The sequence below is a fragment of the Methyloglobulus sp. genome, assembly GCF_964779595.1.
This window is the reverse complement of record NZ_CBAROL010000012.1, coordinates 20642-39913: the sequence shown is the minus strand read 5'-3', so window position 1 is coordinate 39913 and position 19272 is coordinate 20642. Positions and strand designations below refer to the sequence as shown.

The window sequence follows — 19272 nt, the reverse complement described above, 5'->3', positions numbered from 1 at the left end:
TTTGGTCGTCGAAGGATTTAGTCAGAACTACCTTAGCTATGCTCCGTCAGCCGTCCCTCGACATATTTATGCAAGAGGCTGGAAATAAGCGTTTGATAAGGCAAACCCTCGCTCAAGGCACGTTTTTGGAGCAAACGTAAGTCTTTGGATGAAATACGAATATTGATCCGGCTGTCTTTTTGAAATGTCGCTGCCGCATAATCTTTATGCCGTTCAAGTTCGGCCTTAAGCTCAGGAACTCGCGCAAGAATGCCAGCATCAAAATCATCTAAAAGTGCTTGTTCTTCAGGATCAAGTTTTTTCATTGTGGTCACCTACATAAAGTTTTGTGGCTTTGCGGCTGGGGATGATGGTCTTTAGAAAAATTTCCACGTCCGATTCAACGAACGGCACTAAATAGGCGTAGCCTTCGATAACAACCACCGAGATTTTTTGGTTTGGATAACGTTCCTTGTTGGGATGTTCCAAGATATTAACTTCATCGCCCGCCTCAATGTGAAACACTACATCTTCAAAGCCAATATTACGCTCTTTTTTGAGCATCTTGTTCTTTTCAGGGTTCCAAGTGTAGTGCTTCATGCAACGCATAATAGCATACGATGTGTGCTTTGTGTACTCAACCAAAACGGGAAAGTAGGTTGTGGGTGAGGTACGAACCCCAACAAAATGCGATCAAAGGCGTTGGGGTTCGTACCTCACCGCCAACCTACAAATACCCAACATACGCGATCTTTTCGCAGTAAAATAAGCCTTGACACTTGGGTTTTAAGACGGTATCTACGAACTATGCTATTTCTTTGACCAAGTTCGATTGCGTGCTGAACTGATAACCTTTCGTCAGGCAATGATCCAACCACTTTTGCAGGAAAAAATTGAGCCGCCATTTGTAGTTCATGATTTCGCGGCACAAGCCAAAATCTTTGAAGACATGCGTTACACTGGCTCTGGCATGGTCGCTCAACACCTCAGCCAATTGTGCATCCAGATAAATTCGGATCCTTACCGCAGGCTCCAGCAACTCATCCGGTTTATTGCTAAAGCAATGGCTTAATTCTATTGTCAAGGTATAAGCGGTCTGCTCGATAATTTGCACATGCAAGGTCGTGTTGTTGCTTGCCAAACCGATGGCATTGCCTTCTATGTTGGATAGCTCAGGTATTAAGCGGAATAGCTTCTCATAATTAGACGCACACACTTGCTCCAAGCATTCGGATTTGTTGATGGGGTTTAAAAAGCTCATGGCGATTGGTCTTATTCTTCCTGATAACACGCATAAGCACTGGCGGTTTCCCACAGCACGACTTGGGATACATTAAAACCTGTTGCTTTCAAATGCTGATAGATCATTTTGCTTAAGACTTCCGCCGTAGGATGCTCATCCAACGCCCAAAAGCGTTCATTGTTTGCCTTCAGCGCAGGAATAAGTGGATCATCCTTGTGCAGCAGGAAATTGTGATCAAGATGTTGGTCGATAAACGCTTCAACACATTCCCTAATGTCGGCAAAATCGCAAACCATTCCTTGCTCGTTCAGAGTTTCCTGCATTATGGAGATAGCCGCCTTGACGCTATGCCCATGCAGGTGTCGGCACTTGCCTGGATGGTTCATCAGGCGGTGTCCGTAGCAAAAATAGACTTCTTTGGTGATGGTGAACATAATTATTAAATTCTAAGAAAATGCCTAAGTACCAAAGCATAAGTCTTCAGTTTAGTGTTTAGGAGTGCAAACCTAGGTTTGCACTCCAGTTTGACATTAAAAATACCTGAAAATTTTAGTTTGATTACTTAATAAGTCCTTCGACAAGCTCAGGACGAACGGCAGTGGATTGATTCCGTTCGTGGTGAGTCATGAGCTTGCCGAATGGTCGAACCATGAGCGGAATCAATCCTCATCCGGTATTTGCCCTCGTAACTCCTCGGATAGCAACATTTGTCCACCGATTATTACGACTTCCTCACCTGCTTTTATATCATCTTTTACAAAATAGCCATCGGGAGTAAGCAAAAATGCTTTGATTAGCCGACGCGTGTAAATGTCTTTGGCGGCCTTAATGTAAACATAAACCTGATCCATATACCAGATTACTGCTGTCTCAGGGACAACAACCCCAGACTGCTCAATAGTAGGTTCGGGTATCCAAGCGGTTACTTTCGTACCAATGTTAAGTCCATCAGCATTGGTCTGAAAAAAATAACTTTCACCTTGTAAGCTGCTATCAAGTTGGGTAGAGCGCGAAATTAAGCTCGCTGAATGCGCCTTATTACGTTGCCCTGAAGGTTCTACGAATAGTGTATCAACTTCACTTGTTAACTGCTTATTAGCAGGCAAAGTAATTTGCAATAGCTGCTGTTGGTCTGACAAAAACGCTTTCAACTTACCTGTTTTATCAGACAACACCCAGTCGGCAAGTTCCTTTCCCCACATCAACCTAGTTTCACTGGCGATAGCCATCAGCCTTATCTGAGCCGCATCAACCAACGCTTGATCGCCCAAACCCTGTGCCTCCTGCTCCTGCAAAGAGCGCTTGGCTGTTATGCCATTGCGAAATAATTCCTGCTGCCGTTTAAGGCTTTGCCAGGTCTGCTTCAATCTAGCTTTAGCACCGTTGAGTTCAGCTTGCGCTACCAAATAACGTTCTCTTAGTACCAGCAAAGGCTGGATGCTGATGACTTTACCGATTGCCTCGAATTCCGCGTGGTGCTGACTGGTTGTAACCACCATCGTCTTCAGCCCTGATGTGGCTTGAGTTTGACTGTCTATAACAACTGTAGAGTGCTGTGATTTCGGCATTTTCACAGTATCGTCATCTGCAATTGCTATTGTAATAGGGTCAATAGCCAGCAAAATCAAAACGGCATTTAGCAATATTTTGGTATTGTGAGAAAAAACCATGTCACAGACGGGTCGTTAATAAGAGATGCTTAAAGTATAATGCCTAGCAACAATCCCAATGAATAAAAATAGCAGTTTCCAAAGATTATCAAAAATAGTGACCCTAAGCTGTTGAGAACGTAAATGACGAATTTGCCAACTGATTTAAAATATGCGCCATCCCATGAGTGGGTGCGCTTGGAAAAAGATAACATTGTCCGTGTGGGCATCACCGATTTTGCCCAGCAGGAATTGGGCGACCTGGTTTATATCGACTTGCCCAAAGTGGGTCGTAGTCTGCAAGCAGAAGAACAATGTGCCGTGGTTGAATCTGTTAAAACCGCATCAGATTTGTACAGCCCCGTTTCCGGGGTGGTCATTGCCGTCAATGAAGCACTCGTAGATGAACCTGAACTGGTCAATGATGATGCTTTTGGCACTTGGCTTTTTTGTATCAAGGCCAATGATTTATCTAGTTTGGATGACCTGATGAGTGCAGAAGAATATCAACAAGTTATTGACGAATAAGCAGTACCTAACCCCCCCCCTTACAACCATCAAAAAGCGTGTAATCTACAATGGCTAACCAAAATGCTAAAGGCATCAAACGCATACTCAATGCCTGCGTGTTCTCTTATTACGGTTTCAAGGCAACTTGGCAACATGAAGAAGCCTTCCGGCAGGAAGTCCTACTGTTTGTAGTGACCACACCTTTGGGCTTGTGGTTGGGCGAAACCACTATCGAAAAACTGCTTTTGGTCGGCAGTATGGTATTGGTTTTGCTCGTCGAATTGCTTAATTCTGCGGTCGAAGCGGTGGTTGATCGCGTCGGTCTTGAACATCACGAATTATCAGGACGCGCCAAAGACATCGGCTCCGCAGCCGTCATGTTATCGCTGGTATGGGCGGGCATTACCTGGACATCTATCTTATTATTACGAGGAATACAATGAGTGCATTAATCTGTGGTTCTATGGCGTACGACACCATCATGGTGTTTCACGATAAGTTTGAAAACCACATCCTGCCCGAAAAAGTCCACATCCTGAATGTTTCATTTTTGGTGCCAGTCATGCGCCGTGAATACGGTGGTTGTGCGGGCAATATTGCATATAACCTAAAATTGCTGGGCGAGAAGCCGTTAATCATGGCAACCGTAGGGCATGATTTTGAACCCTACGCACAATGGCTGGGGCAAAACAGCCTGTCCAGCGAATTTATCAAGGTGCTGGACAACAGCTACACCGGACAAGCCTATATCACCACAGACGAAGCCGGCAACCAGATTACCGCCTTCCATCCGGGTGCGATGAGTTCATCACATTTGAACTCCGTCCCTAGTAATGGAGGCATCAGGATAGGCATCGTTTCGCCCGATGGCAAAGAAGGTATGCAATTACATGCCGAACAATTTAAAGAATCAGACATTCCTTTTATTTTCGATCCCGGCCAAGGTATGCCAATGTTTAATGGCGAAGAATTACTGCAATTCATCGAGCAAGCCACTTGGCTGACATTGAACGATTACGAATCAGAGCTTATGCAGGAACGCACGGGCTTGTCACTTGAAGACATCGCTGCCAAAGTTGATGCCTTAATCATTACCTTAGGCGGTCAAGGCTCCAAAATCTACACTGACGGACGTTGCATCTCCATACGTGCCGCCAAACCCAAAGCCATCGTCGATCCAACAGGTTGCGGCGATGCTTATCGTGCGGGGCTTTTATACGGTTTGATGAACGATTTAGACTGGGAAACCACGGGGCGTATTGCCTCCTTGATGGGCGCGATCAAAATAGAACACAATGGCACCCAAAATCATACTTTCGATATGGACGGCTTCCAGCAACGCTATCTCGACAATTTCGGGACTTCCTTCTGAACCTAGCACTACATGCTTAAAAACACCCAGCAACTGTTAGACATCATGGCGCGGTTGCGCCAACCGGAAGATGGTTGCGCCTGGGATATTAAGCAGGATTTCAACAGTTTAATTCCCTACGTTATCGAAGAAGCGTACGAAGTCGTTGATGCCATTGAGCGCAATGATATGGATGATTTGTGCGCTGAGTTGGGTGATTTGCTGCTGCAAGTCGTCTTCCATGCCCAAATTGCGGCTGAACGCGGACACTTCACCTTTGAGCAAGTATCAGAGGCAATTTGTAACAAGTTAGTACGCCGACATCCGCACGTATTTGCCGATGCCGTCTACAACAGCGATGCCGAACGCCATCAAGCTTGGGAACAAGCCAAAGCAGACGAGCGCCAAGAAAAACACAAAAACCCAAAACAAATCAGCGTATTGGATGGCATGGCAGCCAGCCTCCCTGCCCTGCTCGAATGCGAAAAAATTCAGGATCGCGCCGCTAATTTTGGTTTCGACTGGACAGCAGTTGAACCCGTTTTCGATAAGGTGCAAGAAGAACTCGATGAAGTCAAGGAAGCTTGGGCTTCGGGCGATCAAGCGCACATTGAAGAAGAAATAGGCGATTTGTTATTGGTCACCGTCAACTTGGCGCGGCATTTAAACATCAACCCTGAACTCGCGCTTAAACACAGCACTAAAAAATTCTCCAAACGCTTCCAGTACATAGAACAAAAAGTGGCGGCAACAGGTCGTGACTTAAGAGAATGCCAACTCGCTGAACTTGATATATATTGGGATGAAGCGAAGTTGGCACTTAAAAAACAAGCTTAATGGAATCTCTAATAATCCCCTCTCCCTCTGGGAGAGGTTTAGGGGTGGATTTTAAAGCCCTCATCCCAACCTTCTCGGCAACTTCTCCCGCGTTGCCAAGCCAGAATATCGAAGACTCCTTTTGTTCGATTGTAAATATCGCTTTAAATCATAGCAATAGCCACCGCACTCATATTATCCTCAGCACCCAGTGCCATCACTTTATCGAATAACTGCTGGACGTTGGCGACAAGATCGCTCTCGGTAAGACAAGCAGTCAAGACATCATCGAACAGATGTAGTGTTACGCCACTCCACACCAGACGGGGTTTCAAACCTGTCTCTTAATCACAACTCAGCGAGTTCCGACGGGTTTTCCGCCCGTATTGTTATAGCCTTGGCGATAATTGAAGATATCAGAATCTATAGCCTACTGAGTCGATACGTCAGTTTTTTATGTCTGTATCATGATGATAGTTGCACAGCATCTTAAGAATATCCCCTTAATTACGCAGTATAAAGTGGCTGAGGCAATTAATGCTCTAAGATTTAATACATCAAATTCAGTAAGTTACTTTTATAAGGTTAGTTCTTATATTTCATAAGTGGATTGCTTTAGCGAGCCTAAACAAACAAATGTTTGATTAAATCAGAACGACCGTTAAACTTAATATTAAGCGCCTTCGCAGCCATTGCTTTTTGGAGGTTTGAAATGAGTAGCCAATCGACAGCCGAATATCTGTCCGAACACGATTTTTTTTCCGGACTCGATGACGATATCCTGAAATTCCTATGTGATTGTTCTAGCGAATTCGTTATCAAAAAAGGGCAAATCCTGTTTCTTCAGGGTGAAAACGCGAACGCATTCTATGTGGTTTACACGGGACTTATTGCGATAAAAATTCCGTCAATAATTGGTCCTAGCCTAGAAATCCAGACATTGGGCAAGAATCAAGTCTTGGGCTGGTCTTGGCTGATTTCCCCTTATAAATGGAATTTTCAAGCCGAAGCCGAAGAAGATTCAGAATTGTTGATGTTTGACGGAGCAGCCATACTGGCGCGATGTGAGCAGAATCCGAGAGTCGGCTACGAACTGCTGAAGAAATTTGCGGCGTTGATGTCGACGCGTCTTGATGTGGCGCGCCAGAAGATGATGGATGAATGGAATCCGCCTGGATTTGCTTAGTATTGAAGCAAGCTAGCTTAGATTAAGTCAGGATTCTGCATCTGGCTGATTTTCCGGCGTGGCATTTAAAAATGCGGTTTGCTGCATACAATTTTCATAAATACAGCTAATTAGTGGAAAACTGTTCATTTCGCATTCAAAACGCAGGGCATTGTAGACTTGTGGTATTAGGAAGGCATCAGCCATGCTGGGTGTGTCACCAAAACAAAACCTTCCCCAGTAATCACTTTTTTGCAGTAGCTGTTCCAGGGCGGTAAATCCTTCTTGTATCCAATGGATTCGCCAAGCCTGTTCAAAGTCATTTTTAAGTGTGCCTTTTAGGTAGTTCAACACCCGCAAATTATTGAGTGGGTGGATGTCACAAGCAATGATTTGGGAAAATGAGCGGACATAAGTGCGTTCTATGGCATTAGCAGGCAGCAACGGCGGTGATGGGTAGGCTTCTTCCAGATACTCGATAATCGCGGATGATTGGGTCAGAACCTTATTTTCCACCACCAGGACGGGTACCCGTCCCTGTGGATTAAGCGCCAGATAATCGACATTGAATTGTTCACCGCCGTTTTTGAGCAAGTGAACGGGGCGGATTTCATAGTCAATATTTTTCAGGTTCAACACAATACGTACCCGATACGCGGCGGAACTCCTGAAATAACTGTACAGGATTACTGACACGGCCTGACTTCCTGTTCTATTGCACCGAAGATTGAATGTCCTTGTCCATCCCGCATTTCTATCCGTATTTTATCCCCATATCTTAAGTATTCTGTAATGGCTGAACCGGTTTCTATGATTTCAACGACCCGCTTTTCGACAATGCAGGAATACCCTTTCGTCGGGTCAACATTACTGACCGTACCGGAGCCAATAATCGTGCCGGCAGCCAGTTTTCGTGACTTGGCGGCATGATGGATCAACCTCGCAAAACTGAATTGCATATCCTCGCCAGCATTGGCATTGCCCACTAACTTGTCATTCCAAGTGACATTTAAGGGCAAGTGTAATTTGCTATTTTCCCAAGCCGTACCCAGTTCGTCGGGCGTGACTGCAACGGGTGAAAAAGCACTGGCCGGTTTGCCGTGCAGGAAACCAAAGCCTTTGGCAAGTTCATCTGGGATCAGGTTCCGCAATGAAACATCGTTAACCAACACGACCAGCTTGATATGGGCGGCAGCATCATTGACGGATACGCCATATGCCACATCATCAGTAATCACGCCGACTTCGGCTTCAAAATCGATGCCCCAGCCTTCGCTGGCGGCTTCTATTGGGTCACAAGCACCCAGCATGTTATCCGAAGCCCCTTGATACATTAATGGGTCATGGTATAAATTTTCCGGTATTTCCGCTCCACGCGCTTTCCGCACCCGTTCGACGTGGCTCAAATAGGCACTGCCGTCCAGCCATTGGTAAGCCCTGGGCAATGGGGCAGCCACTTGGCAAGGATCGAAAGGAATACTTTCACACTCGCCTTCGTTAAGTATCTTATAAACCCATTGCAGTTGAGGTTCTACCTCTCTCCAGTTATCCAGTGCTGCTTGCAGGGTCAATGCAATATCGGGAACAGGTTTCACTTTGGTCAGTTCGCGGTTAACGACGACCAGACTGCCGTCCCGGTCAGCAGTTTTAAGGGTGGCAAGTTTCATTTCCAAGAATCCACATAACCAAGCCACTCGATTGTTTTGGCCTCGTCGGAAATTTCCAACGCATTTCGGGTATCAATCATCACCGCCACCTCATCCGTCATCGTCCCGCGTTTTTTCTCGGCATTCTGCAAGGCTTTGGGATGCGGGCCGTGCGGGATTCCACTGGGGTGCAAGCTTATCATGCCTGGGTAGATATGATTCCGAGAAAAAAACTGGCCGGCATGATAGAAAATCAGTTCATCATAATCATCATTGCTATGGAAAAAAGGCACGTTCAATGCGTTAGGGTCGGTTTCAAAAGGCCGTGGCACGAAGGTGCAGACGACAAAACGGCTGGTAGTGAAAGTGGTATGGGCTGAAGGCGGCACATGGTAGCGTTGGCTCATCAATGGCCTGATGTCCCGCCAATTAAGGCGTACTGGCATCAACGTGCCGTGCCAGCCGACGGCGTCCAATGGATTGAAAGCGTAGGTAATCGTACTCAGTTGATTGCTTTTTTTGACCACCACCTTCCATTCCGCTTCATTTTGCTGGGCAAGGAACGCATCATCAATTTTAGGCACATCCAAAATGGCAGGATCGAAAATCGCCTGGTTTCCAATCAGCCCTTTTTCCGGCAATCGGTAGCTGTCGTTGGTCGCCTCGACCAGCAATGCACTAACACGTTCCCTCACGTTCATGCGCCACATCGTGCCACGCGGCAGCAGAATATAATCGCCTTCGCCAAAATTTAAATGACCGTAATCGCAGAATAATTCACCTGCACCTTGATGCACGAAGAGCAATTCGTCGCCATCAGCATTCCTGACCAGATGATCCATGTCGTTTTCCAACTTCATAAAGCGTATTTGCGTGTTGGCGTTGCTGAATAGCAAGCTCGCATCCCACGGGCAGCTTCCTGAAAGTGCCAGTTTTTTGGTGTCAAAAGCATGGGGACGTAACTTGCCTTCAACCCTTACCCAAGACGTAGGCGGGTGACGATGGTACATCTGGGTGGCAGGCCCATAAAACCCTTCCTTGCCTAATTCCCGCTCGAAAGTATTTGCCGGAAGGTCTGTATGCGCTTGCCGTGATGATTGACCTTCTACTTTGGGTATATTGATCCAAGGCATCAGATCACGCCCCTTTTGATCTGGTCATTCTCGATAGCTTCAAACAACGCTTGAAAATTGCCTTCCCCAAAACCTTCATTGCCTTTGCGTTGGATGATTTCAAAGAAGATGGGGCCGATCACGGTATTGGTGAAAATTTGCAGTAACAACCCAGCACCGCGTTCAGGTGCGCCGTCTATTAATATCCTGTCTTTACGCAACCGTTCCAATGCCTCATGATGGCCTGGCACCCTTGCATCGACCGCATCATAGTAGGTATCAGGAATGTCCATAAACTGGATACCGTTACCGCGCAATTGTTCCACTGTAGCGTAGATGTCATCGGTAAACAGGGCGATATGCTGTATGCCCTCGCCGTGGTATACATCCAGATATTCCTGGATTTGTGATTTGGAATCGGTCGGTTCGTTGATCGGGATACGAATCTTGCCGCAAGGGCTGGTCATGGCGCGGGATTTCAATCCGGTAACCTTACCGTGGATATCAAAATAGCGGATTTCACGAAAATTGAATAACCATTGGTAAAATTCCGCCCATTTGTCCATGCCGCCGTGGTAAACATTATGGGTTAAGTGGTCGATAGCGGTCAGCCCAACCCCTATAGGTCGTGGATTCACGTCTTCTAGCGGTATAAAATCCACGTCATAAATGGAATGCTCCTCACCATAACGATCCACCAGATAGATAAGGCTGCGCCCTATGCCACGGATTGCCGGAATGTTGAGTTCCATCGGCCCGATATGGCCTTGATAGGGCTGGGCACCCAATTTGATGGCACGGTTGAAGCATTCAGCAGCATTTTTGACCCTAATCGCAAAGGCACAAATGGACGGACCATGCACTTTCGCAAAAGCTTGGGCGAAACTGTCCGGCTCATGGTTGATGATGAAATTGATTTGTCCTTGCCGGTAAAGCACCACATCCTTGGAACGGTGTTTTGCGATGGCGGCGAAACCCATAAGGGTAAATAATCGTTCTAACTCACGGGTATCCGGTGCGGTGTATTCGACGAATTCAAAGCCATCTGTCCCAACCGGATTTGCTGCACTGTTCATTGCACTGTCTCCGCTTTCATTATATGAATAATCTGACTCGAATTTTATTATTAAGTTTCACTGCTTTAACGTCTGAAACTTATCTAATCCGGCTTATGTCAAATCGATAACAAATCGCAACCTTTACCGGAGGTGCATCATGCTAAACGAGCAATTAGCCGATTTTGCACATAAGCATCATATCGAGGGATTGACAACGCCATCACTGATAGCGCTCAGTGAAGGGCGGAATGAATATTCCTTCGATAAAGCAAAACGGTTTCTCAAGTTTCAACAGCGTATCAATACGGAACTGCTAAAGCATCGCGTCATTACCGACAACCGCTACGCGGTATGGTTTGAACATGGCGACCAGAATCTGGCACAAATCAAGGCTTTTATCATCCAATTTTCGGTGTTTTCCAACCAGTTCCTAATCGCCCAATTGCACAAGATGATCCATGCCGATACGCTGGAAAGTATGCGGGCATCAAAAGAAATTTTGGCGAATGAAATCGGTGTACGCTTCAAACCGACTCGGCAGACAAGCGGCAGGGACAATCTTGGCTCTACGGAAGGCAGCGTAGAAGGCGGTGTTTTTCACTTTGGCGCAGGTCATTTTGAGTGGCTGTATAACCTGGCAAAAAAGCTCGGCCTTTCGTTTGCCGAAATAGGCCAACCCAAACACGGCACAAAATCCACGCTGTTTTTCTGCGATGAACTGATCCGGCTTTATGGCGGTGATGACTACCAAGTGTCTCAAGCCGCCAGTTATGCAGTTGAAAACTGGGCCGCCGCCGGATTTTGGGGGCAATTAATCAAAGGTTTCCACCTGTTTAACGAACGGAATGGAACTCACTTACCTCTGGGATTTTTCATCTGGCACGACCAACTGGAATGCCAACATGCTGCCCATACCCAGGAAGAATTGGAGGAACTGTATTTCACTTTGGAACTCGACGAAGACAGATTTATCCATTACGGCAATGAAATGCTGGACGGTGTTGCGGCATTTTGGGATGGGTTGGATGAACAAAGGCATGAGTTGGCGGCGGTTCATTAAAGCGTTAACCACCTCCACTCTTACCCAAATACATACAAGCCCATATTGAAATGCAGTAGGTAAGAATTCAGTTGTTATTCCGGCGAAGAAAGACTTGCTAATTTTTCCCGTAAATCTCCCGTTGCCATAAAAATAAAAGCACGCCCTCTTTTGGATTTATTAAACAACCCATACTTCTCTAGCAGCAACAAATCAGTCCTAGCCGTGTCATAAGTTACATTATGTGACCCTCGATGACTTTCTACTGTAAAAATTGTATTGGGTAATTTTAAAGCTCTGTTTAATGCAGCAAGTTGGCGATAGTTTAGTGTTTGTTGCAATGTTGTGGATTTATGTATTACGCTTTCTAAATCTCGTTGTTCGTCAGACTTTTTCTTCAAATATTCAAGAAGTTCTTCAATCGATCGCAAAATAACCTTCAACTGATGCAGGATGAAATAAGTTACATCATCCTGGTCTGTTTCTGTATATAAATACGAACGGTTATATTGGGCTGGTGCTTTTTTGAGTATTTTAGAAATTGAGACAAATTCCATTGTCCAATATCCTTGCCGAAGCATTGACCAATAGAACAATGCACGGGCAGTGCGTCCGTTTCCGTCTTCAAATGGGTGGTCATAGGCCAATAAAAAATGCAGTAAAACGGCCCGAATCACGGGGTGAAGGAACTCATTTTGGTTTCTGTCATTGGCAAAATTACAGATTTTTTCAATTCTGCTAGGCACTTCTTTATAGGTTGGGGGAATATGCAGGATTGTAGCGTCCCTTTCATCACTCACATAAACTTCGTCATTGCCGCGCCATTTGCCGATAGCGTTTTCGTTATCCAAAGTATTTTCTGTTAGTATTTCTTGTAGTCTTAAGATTATTTCAGGAGTCAAATCTTCATTGCCGATTTCATTTATAAATTCCATCGCCCTGTAATTGTTTACAATCATCCGCTCCGAACGGTCTCGTGGTAACCGTTTTTCACGTAGCATTTCTTTAGCTACTTTTCTAGTAGTGGCAGCACCCTCAAGTTGGCTTGAAGTAATAGCCTCTTCAATCAAAGAGTTGATCAAATAGCTATCTCGTGTAGCAGGGTTTGCTACTTGGGCAGTTGATTTTAATTCTCCCCCGCCATGTAAATCGATCTTATGCAATAAACTCCGCATTGAATTAGTTTCGGCGTAGACAAAGGAAGAACCGTTTTTTGCCTTGTGGGGGAGTGCCTGATATAGCGACTGTCTTGCTGATTTGATCCCAAACCACCACTCCCTATGGTTTAAGCCATTTGGGGCATCTTTCAGATGCCTTAACTTATCCCAGTGATAGTACTTTCCTTTAGGTTCAGGAGAAATTCTGGAGGAAAATATGTCAATGAGCCGTTTGGGGGAAGATTGTTTTACAATCTCTTCGAGCAATTTGCTGTATTCGGGTGGCGAAATCGGGATATGCATAGTATGTTGATTAGAGGCGCACGGTTTATAGCTTTAATTTTAGCACCTTACCCATTAAATACCAATTTGGTAGTTATCGGTATTTAATTGGTAGATCATATAAAAGCATCAACTTCTTTCCTGAATATTGGCTTGGTATACGGAAAATTGCCCAAGTTTCAACTCACCAACGCTTTAAAACGATAATACTGCTCCAGCACATCAGGATTAGCCAAGGCATGCTGGTTTTTTATCGGAAGCCCATGAATGATATTGCGTACCGCCAACTCCGCAATTTTGCCGCTTTTGGTACGCGGAATATCGGTCACTTGCAGGATTTCTGCCGGAACGTGATGGGGAGAAGCGTTTTGCCTGATCTGCTGTTTGATCTTCAGCTTCAATGGCTCAGTTAATTCCACGCCTTTACGCAGGGCAACAAACAGTATGATCTTACAATCGCCGTCGATGTCCTGCCCAACCACCAAGCTTTCCAGGACTTCATCGACCTGCTCTACTTGCCGGTAAATTTCTGCCGTTCCGATTCGAATGCCGCCAGGATTGAGTACCGCATCCGAACGGCCATAAATAATCATACCACCGCTTTCCGTCAACGCCACATAATCGCCGTGCCACCAAATTTCCGGATATTTTTCAAAATAGGCCGCATGATAACGGCTTCCATCTGGGTCATTCCAGAAACCTATTGGCATGGAAGGGAACGGAGACTTACAGACCAGTTCGCCTTTTTCGCCCCGCAACGACTGACCGTTTTCATCATAAACATCCACGTCCATTGCCAACCCGCGACACTGGATTTCTCCTCGACGTACAGGAAGGATCGGACAACCTAGCACAAAGCAGGAAATAATATCCGAACCGCCGGAAATAGAAGACAGGCAGACATCGGATTTGATCGACTCGTACACATAATCAAACCCTTCCGGCATCAAGGGAGATCCGGTGGACAATATGGTATTGAGCGATGACAGGTTGTGGGTGTTTTTGGGGTTAACAGCAGCTTTTTTGATGGCATCTAAATACTTGGCGGAAACCCCAAAGATATTGATTTGAAATTTATCAATCAAGTCAAACAATGCGTCAACTTTGGGATACAGCGGCGAGCCGTCATAAAGCACCAGTTCCGCACCGGATGCCAAGCCGGAAGCCAGCCAGTTCCACATCATCCAGCCGCAAGTGGTGTAATAAAACAGGCGGTCACCAGGATGGACATCCACATGCAGTTTGTGTTCTTTCAAGTGCTGGAGCAAAGTCCCGCCGACACCATGCACGATACATTTCGGTGGCCCTGTGGTGCCGGAAGAATAAAGGATAAATAAGGGATCGTCGAACGCCATCTGCACAAATTCAATGGGTTGGCCTTGCGAAAAATCGGCCAGATAGTCTTGCCAGAGCGATACCTTGTTTATAACATTGGGCGGTTCGCTGTGCAGATAAGGAACTAATACGGTTTTTTGAACCGATGGAAGTGCTTTAAGCAAAGCTTCAACCTGATCCAGGCGATCAAATGCCTTACCGTTAAAAGTGTAGCCATCGCATACAAACAATACCTTGGGAGCTATTTGGCTGAAGCGGTCTACGATACCGGGAATCCCGAAATCCGGCGAACAGCTACTCCAGATTGCACCAAGGCTGGCGGTTGCCAACATGGCTATAATGGTTTCGGGAAGGTTCGGCAAAACTCCGGCTATTCGGTCACCAGCCTTGATGCCGTCATTCCGCAACGCCTGGGTAAGCTGGGAAACACGGCTACAAAGCTCAGCATAAGTAAGTCGCTGGATCTTGCCGTTTTCGCTATGAAAACTAATGGCAAACTGTCGATTATTAACTTGTCTTAATAAATTTTCCGCATAATTGAGCCGTGCATCAGGAAACCAAAGAGCTCCGGGCGCACTATTTTCATGCGCTAAAACCATATCCCCTTTCCGGACTGCCTTTATTTCGGCAAAATCCCACAGCAAATCCCAAAAAGCGGCGGGGTTTTCGATAGACCATTCGTAAAGGGCGGCGTATTCGGTAACAGCAACACCATAGCGCTCTCCCACCAATGTCATGAAGCAGGTAATATTGGCGTAAGCCTGACGTTCTGGCGAAGGTTGCCAAAGGACTCGATTCATGTTGGTCACCGATGGCTAGACACACACCTTAAGAGTGGCTTCGAGTCAGGTAAGTTCAGGTGGTGTTCTACCCCTGAAATTGGAAATACAGGCCAATAGTCATGTAGCCTTGGTATGCAATTTAGCATTATGTACGCGCTGATTTCATTGCTCATAATCCTCCAAAGGCGGACAAGAACAAACCAAATGCCTGTCACCATAAACATTATCGATGCGTCCTACCGGCGGCCAGTATTTATCGTCATGCTGATTATTGTCAGGGAAAAAAGCCTGCTGTTTGGAATACGGATACTTCCATTCTTTGATTAATAAGTGATGGACGTGCGGTGCATTGTGCAGCACGTTATTTTCGGGATCGGCGCTGCCATTTTCAATGGCTGCGATTTCCTGGCGGATAGCAATTAAAGCGTCGCAAAAACGGTCGATCTCTGCTTTATCCTCGCTTTCGGTAGGTTCTATCATAAGGGTGTCAGGTACGGGAAAGGCCACGGTCGGTGCATGAAAACCGTAATCAATCAGGCGTTTGGCGATGTCTTCCACGGTGATATTACAGGTCTTCTTGAATTCACGGCAATCAATAATGCACTCATGGGCAACCCAGCCGTTTTTGCCAGTGTATAAAATGGGGTAGTGGGATGCCAAGCGTTTGGCGATATAGTTGGCGTTCAGAATTGCAGTCAGCGTCGCCCGTTTTAATCCGACTGCGCCCATCATCGCGATATAAGCCCAGGAAATAGTGTAGATACTGGCAGAACCCCAAGGTGCTGCGGATACTGTGCCGATGGTGCCGTATTTGCCTTTAGCCGGATTCACGCCTTCCACCACGGGATGATCCGGCAGGAACGGTGCGAGATGCGCCCCTACACCAATCGGGCCAACACCGGGGCCGCCACCACCATGCGGGATACAGAAGGTTTTATGCATATTAAGGTGGGCGACATCAGCGCCGATTTTGCCAGGTCGGCTTAGTCCAACCAACGCATTAAAATTGGCACCATCCAGATATACTTGGCCGCCGTGCTGATGAATGATATTGCAGATTTCCCTGAAAGTTAGTTCAAACACACCGTGCGTGGAAGGATAAGTAATCATCAATGCCGCTAGTGTATCGTGATGTTCGGCGACTTTAGTATGTAAATCATCCAGGCTAATATTGCCGTAAGCATCACAAGCGACGACTACGACCTTAAGCCCCGCCATGACCGCGCTGGCAGGGTTAGTACCGTGTGCGGAAGCCGGAATCAGGCAGATGTCTCGTTGCGACTGGCCGTTGACTTCATGATATTTGCGGATAACCAACAGGCCGGTGTATTCGCCTTGTGATCCGGCATTCGGTTGTAGCGAGAAAGCGTCAAAGCCAGTCAAATCGCATAACATATCTTCCAATTCGGCAAACATCTGCTGATAGCCGTGGGTTTGATAGAGTGGTGCGAAAGGATGCAAGCCATTAAACTCATGATAAGAAATCGATTGCATTTCCGTCGCCGCATTGAGCTTCATCGTGCAAGAACCTAACGGTATCATCGAGCGGTCTAGCGCAATATCACGCCGGGCTAACCGCCGCATATAACGCATCATTTCCGTTTCGGAATGGTAGCGTTCAAACACAGGATGTTGGATGATGTTATCGCTACGTAACAGCGCGTCGGGTATACATTCCACTAGGTCGGCATTTATCCGGTTGATGTCTGGAAATTCTGCGGCGGGTGTGGAGAAAACCTGCCATAGTTCCCGCAGGTTTTTCCGCGTTGTCGTTTCGTCCAGGGAAATTCCGATATGGTCGGTATCAATAATCCGTAGATTGATGTTGGCATCAGCCGCTTGTGCTGCGATGCGTTTCGCACGGTTGGGGACTCGGACGACAAGGGTATCGAAATAGCGGCGGCTGACGACCTCAAGACCTAGCTGGGAAATACCTGCCGCCAGAATTTGGGCGTAACGATGCACCCTGCCTGCAATCAAACGTAAGCCTTCTGCACCGTGGTAGATTGCGTAGAAACCGGCAATGACTGCTAATAGAACTTGTGCAGTGCAAATATTGCTGGTGGCTTTGTCCCTGCGGATATGCTGTTCGCGGGTTTGCAGGGCCATACGCAAGGCAAGCTGGCCGTGGTTGTCTTTAGAAACGCCGATGATGCGACCAGGTACAGAACGCTTGAATTCATCCCGAGTGGCAAAGAACGCGGCATGTGGCCCGCCGTAACCCATCGGCACACCAAAGCGTTGTGCGCTGCCCACGGCAATATCGACTCCGAATGCCCCCGGCGGTTTAAGCAGGGCCAGGCTTAACAGATCGGCGGCGACGGTAACTAAAGCTGATTTCGCGTGGGCGATACCGACGATTTCACTCAGGTCTTTAATTTCGCCTTTAGAGCCGGGATATTGCACCAAGACCGCAAAAAAATCATGTTGTTTCAAGCCTTTATATGGATCGGCTATGATGACTTCATAGCCTAAGGAATGAGCGCGGGTAAGAACAACAGCTATGGTTTGCGGGTGGCAATCCTGGTCGATAACTATCGCGTTGGCAGTGCTTTTGGATAAGCGCCTGGACATAGTCATGGCTTCCGCCGCAGCTGTAGCTTCATCAAGCAAGGATGCATTAGCGAGTTCCATGCCGGTCAGGTCGATAATCATTTGCTGGAAGTTTAACAAGGCCTCCAGTCGTCCTTGGCTAACTTCCGATTGGTACGGCGTATAAGCAGTGTACCAGCCCGGATTTTCCAGGACATTGCGCTTGATGACAGCGGGCATAATAGTGCCGTGATAACCCATGCCGATCATCGAGGTAAAGACTTTATTGCGTTCACGCGCTTTATGCATGTGTTTGATGACGGCACTTTCGCTAATCGTTTCCGTCAGCTTAAGCGGCTCATGGTTAATAATGTCGTCGGGAAGAGCTTTTTCAATAATTTCTTCCAGATCGGCCAACCCCAGTTCGGTTAGCATTTCTTGCATTTGTTGCTTATTAGGGCCAATGTGACGGTGCATAAAATGACCGCGCATTTCCAATTGGTTCAAGCTATTGCGTGTAGTGGGCATGAGTTATCTACGGTAGCGATGAGGAATGAAGGGTAATCGGGTAATGGTGGCCGCAACTTGATGACCCCGTACCTTTGCGTATAAACGGATGCCTAGGCCGGAATAATGCCGTTCCAGCAGCGCCATCGCGACAGGTTTGCCAAGACTTGGGGCGAAACTGCCACTGGTGACGTGGCCTATAATCTCGCCATTGTCGTTAAATACAGTACTGCCCTCACGTATCGGCTGTTTACTATCGACAATCAGTCCGACCCGTATTTTTTCAGGGCCTTGCTGTAATTGTCGGATAATGGTGTCGGCGCCGGGGAAACCGCTGTGGCCTTTTTTAATAATCCAGGATAAACCTGCTTCTACCGGAGTGATGGTTTCGTTAAGTTCATGGCCATAAAGACACAAACCCGCTTCCAATCTTAAGGTGTCCCTCGCCCCCAAGCCTATTGGGATAACATCTTTTTCCGCTAAGAGTAAGCGGGCTAGTGCTTCAGCGTGGTTGTTAGCAACGGAAACTTCAAAGCCGTCTTCGCCAGTATAGCCGCATCGGCTGACAGTACATTTGATGCCTTCCAGCTCGGTTTCACAGGCAGTCATAAATGCCAAACCGGCAACGCTTGCAGAGAATTTTCCGATGATTGCTGCCGCTATTGGCCCCTGTAAAGCAAATAGCGCCTGATCAGCGAGTTCAACAAAATGACAGAGATTAGATAACTGACTAGCTAAGTAGTGAAAGTCCTTGTCTTTACAGGCCGCATTGACAACGATCCTCAAACCGGATTCGATGCTGGTAACGATGATGTCATCAATAACTCCGCCTTCCTCGTTTGTCAGTACGGTATATTTTTGTTGCCCAGGTTTTAGCCCAATAATATCGCTAGGGGTTAGCCGTTCCAGTTCACTAGCGGCCTCATCACCTGAAATCAGGCATTGCCCCATGTGCGATATATCGAAAAACCCGGCATGACTTCGGCAATGCAGGTGTTCGTGAATAATTCCTCCAGGATAATATACCGGCATGTGATAGCCGCCAAAAGCGACCATTTTAGCGCCAAGTTCAAGATGAAGCTGATAGAGAGGAGTTTGTTTTAACATAG

20 protein-coding genes are annotated in these 19272 nt (G+C 46.7%); 6 read left to right on the top strand and 14 right to left on the bottom strand.

From position 1 onward, the window contains the following. Window positions 1-32 precede the first annotated feature (32 nt). From AC1YY3_RS06375 to AC1YY3_RS06355, 5 genes are all read right to left on the bottom strand, one after another. A complete protein-coding gene (locus AC1YY3_RS06375; RefSeq protein WP_481823410.1) occupies window positions 33-305 on the bottom strand; it encodes an antitoxin in 273 nt (90 codons plus the stop codon). Beyond that, window positions 292-543, bottom strand: a complete 252-nt coding sequence (locus AC1YY3_RS06370; protein ID WP_481823409.1) for a hypothetical protein — start codon at window positions 541-543, stop codon at window positions 292-294. Before AC1YY3_RS06370 ends, AC1YY3_RS06375 begins: the two co-directional genes overlap by 14 nt. A 241-nt stretch (window positions 544-784) precedes the next feature. Beyond that, window positions 785-1240 carry a DUF1249 domain-containing protein gene (locus tag AC1YY3_RS06365; RefSeq protein ID WP_481823408.1) on the bottom strand — a complete coding sequence of 152 codons (456 nt, stop codon included), beginning with the start codon at window positions 1238-1240 and terminating at the stop codon, window positions 785-787. An 11-nt stretch (window positions 1241-1251) separates the two neighbouring features. Next, a complete protein-coding gene (locus AC1YY3_RS06360) occupies window positions 1252-1656 on the bottom strand; it encodes a 6-pyruvoyl trahydropterin synthase family protein (protein WP_481823407.1) in 405 nt (134 codons plus the stop codon). A 225-nt stretch (window positions 1657-1881) separates the two neighbouring features. Then, window positions 1882-2892 (bottom strand): efflux RND transporter periplasmic adaptor subunit, encoded by a 1011-nt coding sequence (locus AC1YY3_RS06355; RefSeq protein WP_481823406.1) that lies wholly within the window; start codon window positions 2890-2892, stop codon window positions 1882-1884. A 123-nt stretch (window positions 2893-3015) separates the two neighbouring features. Here AC1YY3_RS06355 and gcvH point away from each other — a divergent pair, with 123 nt between their 5' ends. From gcvH to mazG, 4 genes are read left to right on the top strand one after another with little or no spacing between them, the layout of a single operon-like run. Further along, window positions 3016-3399, top strand: coding sequence for a glycine cleavage system protein GcvH (gene gcvH, locus AC1YY3_RS06350; RefSeq protein WP_481823405.1), 384 nt, complete (start codon window positions 3016-3018; stop codon window positions 3397-3399). Between the two features lie 50 nt (window positions 3400-3449). After that, window positions 3450-3824 (top strand): diacylglycerol kinase, encoded by a 375-nt coding sequence (locus AC1YY3_RS06345; protein WP_481823404.1) that lies wholly within the window; start codon window positions 3450-3452, stop codon window positions 3822-3824. Then, complete coding sequence (locus tag AC1YY3_RS06340) at window positions 3821-4753, top strand: carbohydrate kinase family protein (protein WP_481823403.1); 933 nt, start codon at window positions 3821-3823, stop codon at window positions 4751-4753. The genes AC1YY3_RS06345 and AC1YY3_RS06340 overlap by 4 nt, the downstream gene beginning before the upstream one ends. A gap of 12 nt (window positions 4754-4765) precedes the next feature. After that, on the top strand, window positions 4766-5569 hold the full coding sequence (gene mazG / locus AC1YY3_RS06335) for a nucleoside triphosphate pyrophosphohydrolase (RefSeq protein ID WP_481823402.1): 804 nt from the start codon (window positions 4766-4768) through the stop codon (window positions 5567-5569). Window positions 5570-5712: 143 nt separating this feature from the next. On the opposite strand, the gene AC1YY3_RS06330 is transcribed toward mazG, so the two are convergent. Further along, window positions 5713-5883: a hypothetical protein gene (locus AC1YY3_RS06330; protein WP_481823401.1), complete on the bottom strand. Its 171-nt coding sequence runs from the start codon at window positions 5881-5883 to the stop codon at window positions 5713-5715. Window positions 5884-6260: 377 nt separating this feature from the next. Here AC1YY3_RS06330 and AC1YY3_RS06325 point away from each other — a divergent pair, with 377 nt between their 5' ends. After that, window positions 6261-6734 carry a Crp/Fnr family transcriptional regulator gene (locus AC1YY3_RS06325; protein WP_481823400.1) on the top strand — a complete coding sequence of 158 codons (474 nt, stop codon included), beginning with the start codon at window positions 6261-6263 and terminating at the stop codon, window positions 6732-6734. Between the two features lie 27 nt (window positions 6735-6761). On the opposite strand, the gene maiA is transcribed toward AC1YY3_RS06325, so the two are convergent. From maiA to hppD, 4 genes are read right to left on the bottom strand one after another with little or no spacing between them, the layout of a single operon-like run. Continuing rightward, window positions 6762-7409, bottom strand: coding sequence for a maleylacetoacetate isomerase (gene maiA, locus AC1YY3_RS06320; protein WP_481823399.1), 648 nt, complete (start codon window positions 7407-7409; stop codon window positions 6762-6764). Beyond that, window positions 7400-8380: a fumarylacetoacetate hydrolase family protein gene (locus AC1YY3_RS06315; RefSeq protein WP_481823398.1), complete on the bottom strand. Its 981-nt coding sequence runs from the start codon at window positions 8378-8380 to the stop codon at window positions 7400-7402. The genes maiA and AC1YY3_RS06315 overlap by 10 nt, the downstream gene beginning before the upstream one ends. Continuing rightward, window positions 8377-9492: a homogentisate 1,2-dioxygenase gene (locus AC1YY3_RS06310; RefSeq protein ID WP_481823397.1), complete on the bottom strand. Its 1116-nt coding sequence runs from the start codon at window positions 9490-9492 to the stop codon at window positions 8377-8379. Before AC1YY3_RS06310 ends, AC1YY3_RS06315 begins: the two co-directional genes overlap by 4 nt. After that, complete coding sequence (gene hppD, locus AC1YY3_RS06305; RefSeq protein ID WP_481823396.1) at window positions 9492-10547, bottom strand: 4-hydroxyphenylpyruvate dioxygenase; 1056 nt, start codon at window positions 10545-10547, stop codon at window positions 9492-9494. The genes AC1YY3_RS06310 and hppD overlap by 1 nt, the downstream gene beginning before the upstream one ends. Before the next feature lie 139 nt (window positions 10548-10686). Here hppD and AC1YY3_RS06300 point away from each other — a divergent pair, with 139 nt between their 5' ends. After that, window positions 10687-11589, top strand: a complete 903-nt coding sequence (locus AC1YY3_RS06300; protein ID WP_481823395.1) for a hypothetical protein — start codon at window positions 10687-10689, stop codon at window positions 11587-11589. A 74-nt stretch (window positions 11590-11663) separates the two neighbouring features. On the opposite strand, the gene AC1YY3_RS06295 is transcribed toward AC1YY3_RS06300, so the two are convergent. From AC1YY3_RS06295 to gcvT, 4 genes are all read right to left on the bottom strand, one after another. Further along, window positions 11664-12992, bottom strand: coding sequence for a Fic family protein (locus AC1YY3_RS06295; protein WP_482194374.1), 1329 nt, complete (start codon window positions 12990-12992; stop codon window positions 11664-11666). 194 nt (window positions 12993-13186) lie between these two features. Continuing rightward, on the bottom strand, window positions 13187-15142 hold the full coding sequence (locus tag AC1YY3_RS06290; RefSeq protein WP_481823393.1) for an acetoacetate--CoA ligase: 1956 nt from the start codon (window positions 15140-15142) through the stop codon (window positions 13187-13189). A gap of 144 nt (window positions 15143-15286) precedes the next feature. After that, window positions 15287-18184, bottom strand: coding sequence for an aminomethyl-transferring glycine dehydrogenase (gene gcvP / locus AC1YY3_RS06285; protein WP_481823392.1), 2898 nt, complete (start codon window positions 18182-18184; stop codon window positions 15287-15289). A gap of 3 nt (window positions 18185-18187) precedes the next feature. Beyond that, the gene (gene gcvT, locus AC1YY3_RS06280; protein ID WP_481823391.1) at window positions 18188-19270 is read right to left on the bottom strand and encodes a glycine cleavage system aminomethyltransferase GcvT; all 1083 of its coding nucleotides are present in this window, start codon (window positions 19268-19270) and stop codon (window positions 18188-18190) included. Between the last annotated feature and the right edge of the window lie 2 nt (window positions 19271-19272).

What these genes read in the sequence shown, in the direction of transcription:
- AC1YY3_RS06375 (WP_481823410.1), bottom strand. Translation starts at nt 305, where the DNA reads ATGAAAAAACTTGATCCTGAAGAACAAGCACTTTTAGATGATTTTGAT.
- AC1YY3_RS06370 (WP_481823409.1), bottom strand. Translation starts at nt 543, where the DNA reads ATGCTCAAAAAAGAGCGTAATATTGGCTTTGAAGATGTAGTGTTTCAC.
- AC1YY3_RS06365 (WP_481823408.1), bottom strand. Translation starts at nt 1,240, where the DNA reads ATGAGCTTTTTAAACCCCATCAACAAATCCGAATGCTTGGAGCAAGTG.
- AC1YY3_RS06360 (WP_481823407.1), bottom strand. Translation starts at nt 1,656, where the DNA reads ATGTTCACCATCACCAAAGAAGTCTATTTTTGCTACGGACACCGCCTG.
- AC1YY3_RS06355 (WP_481823406.1), bottom strand. Translation starts at nt 2,892, where the DNA reads ATGGTTTTTTCTCACAATACCAAAATATTGCTAAATGCCGTTTTGATT.
- gcvH (WP_481823405.1), top strand. Translation starts at nt 3,016, where the DNA reads ATGACGAATTTGCCAACTGATTTAAAATATGCGCCATCCCATGAGTGG.
- AC1YY3_RS06345 (WP_481823404.1), top strand. Translation starts at nt 3,450, where the DNA reads ATGGCTAACCAAAATGCTAAAGGCATCAAACGCATACTCAATGCCTGC.
- AC1YY3_RS06340 (WP_481823403.1), top strand. Translation starts at nt 3,821, where the DNA reads ATGAGTGCATTAATCTGTGGTTCTATGGCGTACGACACCATCATGGTG.
- mazG (WP_481823402.1), top strand. Translation starts at nt 4,766, where the DNA reads ATGCTTAAAAACACCCAGCAACTGTTAGACATCATGGCGCGGTTGCGC.
- AC1YY3_RS06325 (WP_481823400.1), top strand. Translation starts at nt 6,261, where the DNA reads ATGAGTAGCCAATCGACAGCCGAATATCTGTCCGAACACGATTTTTTT.
- AC1YY3_RS06315 (WP_481823398.1), bottom strand. Translation starts at nt 8,380, where the DNA reads ATGAAACTTGCCACCCTTAAAACTGCTGACCGGGACGGCAGTCTGGTC.
- AC1YY3_RS06310 (WP_481823397.1), bottom strand. Translation starts at nt 9,492, where the DNA reads ATGCCTTGGATCAATATACCCAAAGTAGAAGGTCAATCATCACGGCAA.
- hppD (WP_481823396.1), bottom strand. Translation starts at nt 10,547, where the DNA reads ATGAACAGTGCAGCAAATCCGGTTGGGACAGATGGCTTTGAATTCGTC.
- AC1YY3_RS06300 (WP_481823395.1), top strand. Translation starts at nt 10,687, where the DNA reads ATGCTAAACGAGCAATTAGCCGATTTTGCACATAAGCATCATATCGAG.
- AC1YY3_RS06290 (WP_481823393.1), bottom strand. Translation starts at nt 15,142, where the DNA reads ATGAATCGAGTCCTTTGGCAACCTTCGCCAGAACGTCAGGCTTACGCC.
- gcvP (WP_481823392.1), bottom strand. Translation starts at nt 18,184, where the DNA reads ATGCCCACTACACGCAATAGCTTGAACCAATTGGAAATGCGCGGTCAT.
- gcvT (WP_481823391.1), bottom strand. Translation starts at nt 19,270, where the DNA reads ATGTTAAAACAAACTCCTCTCTATCAGCTTCATCTTGAACTTGGCGCT.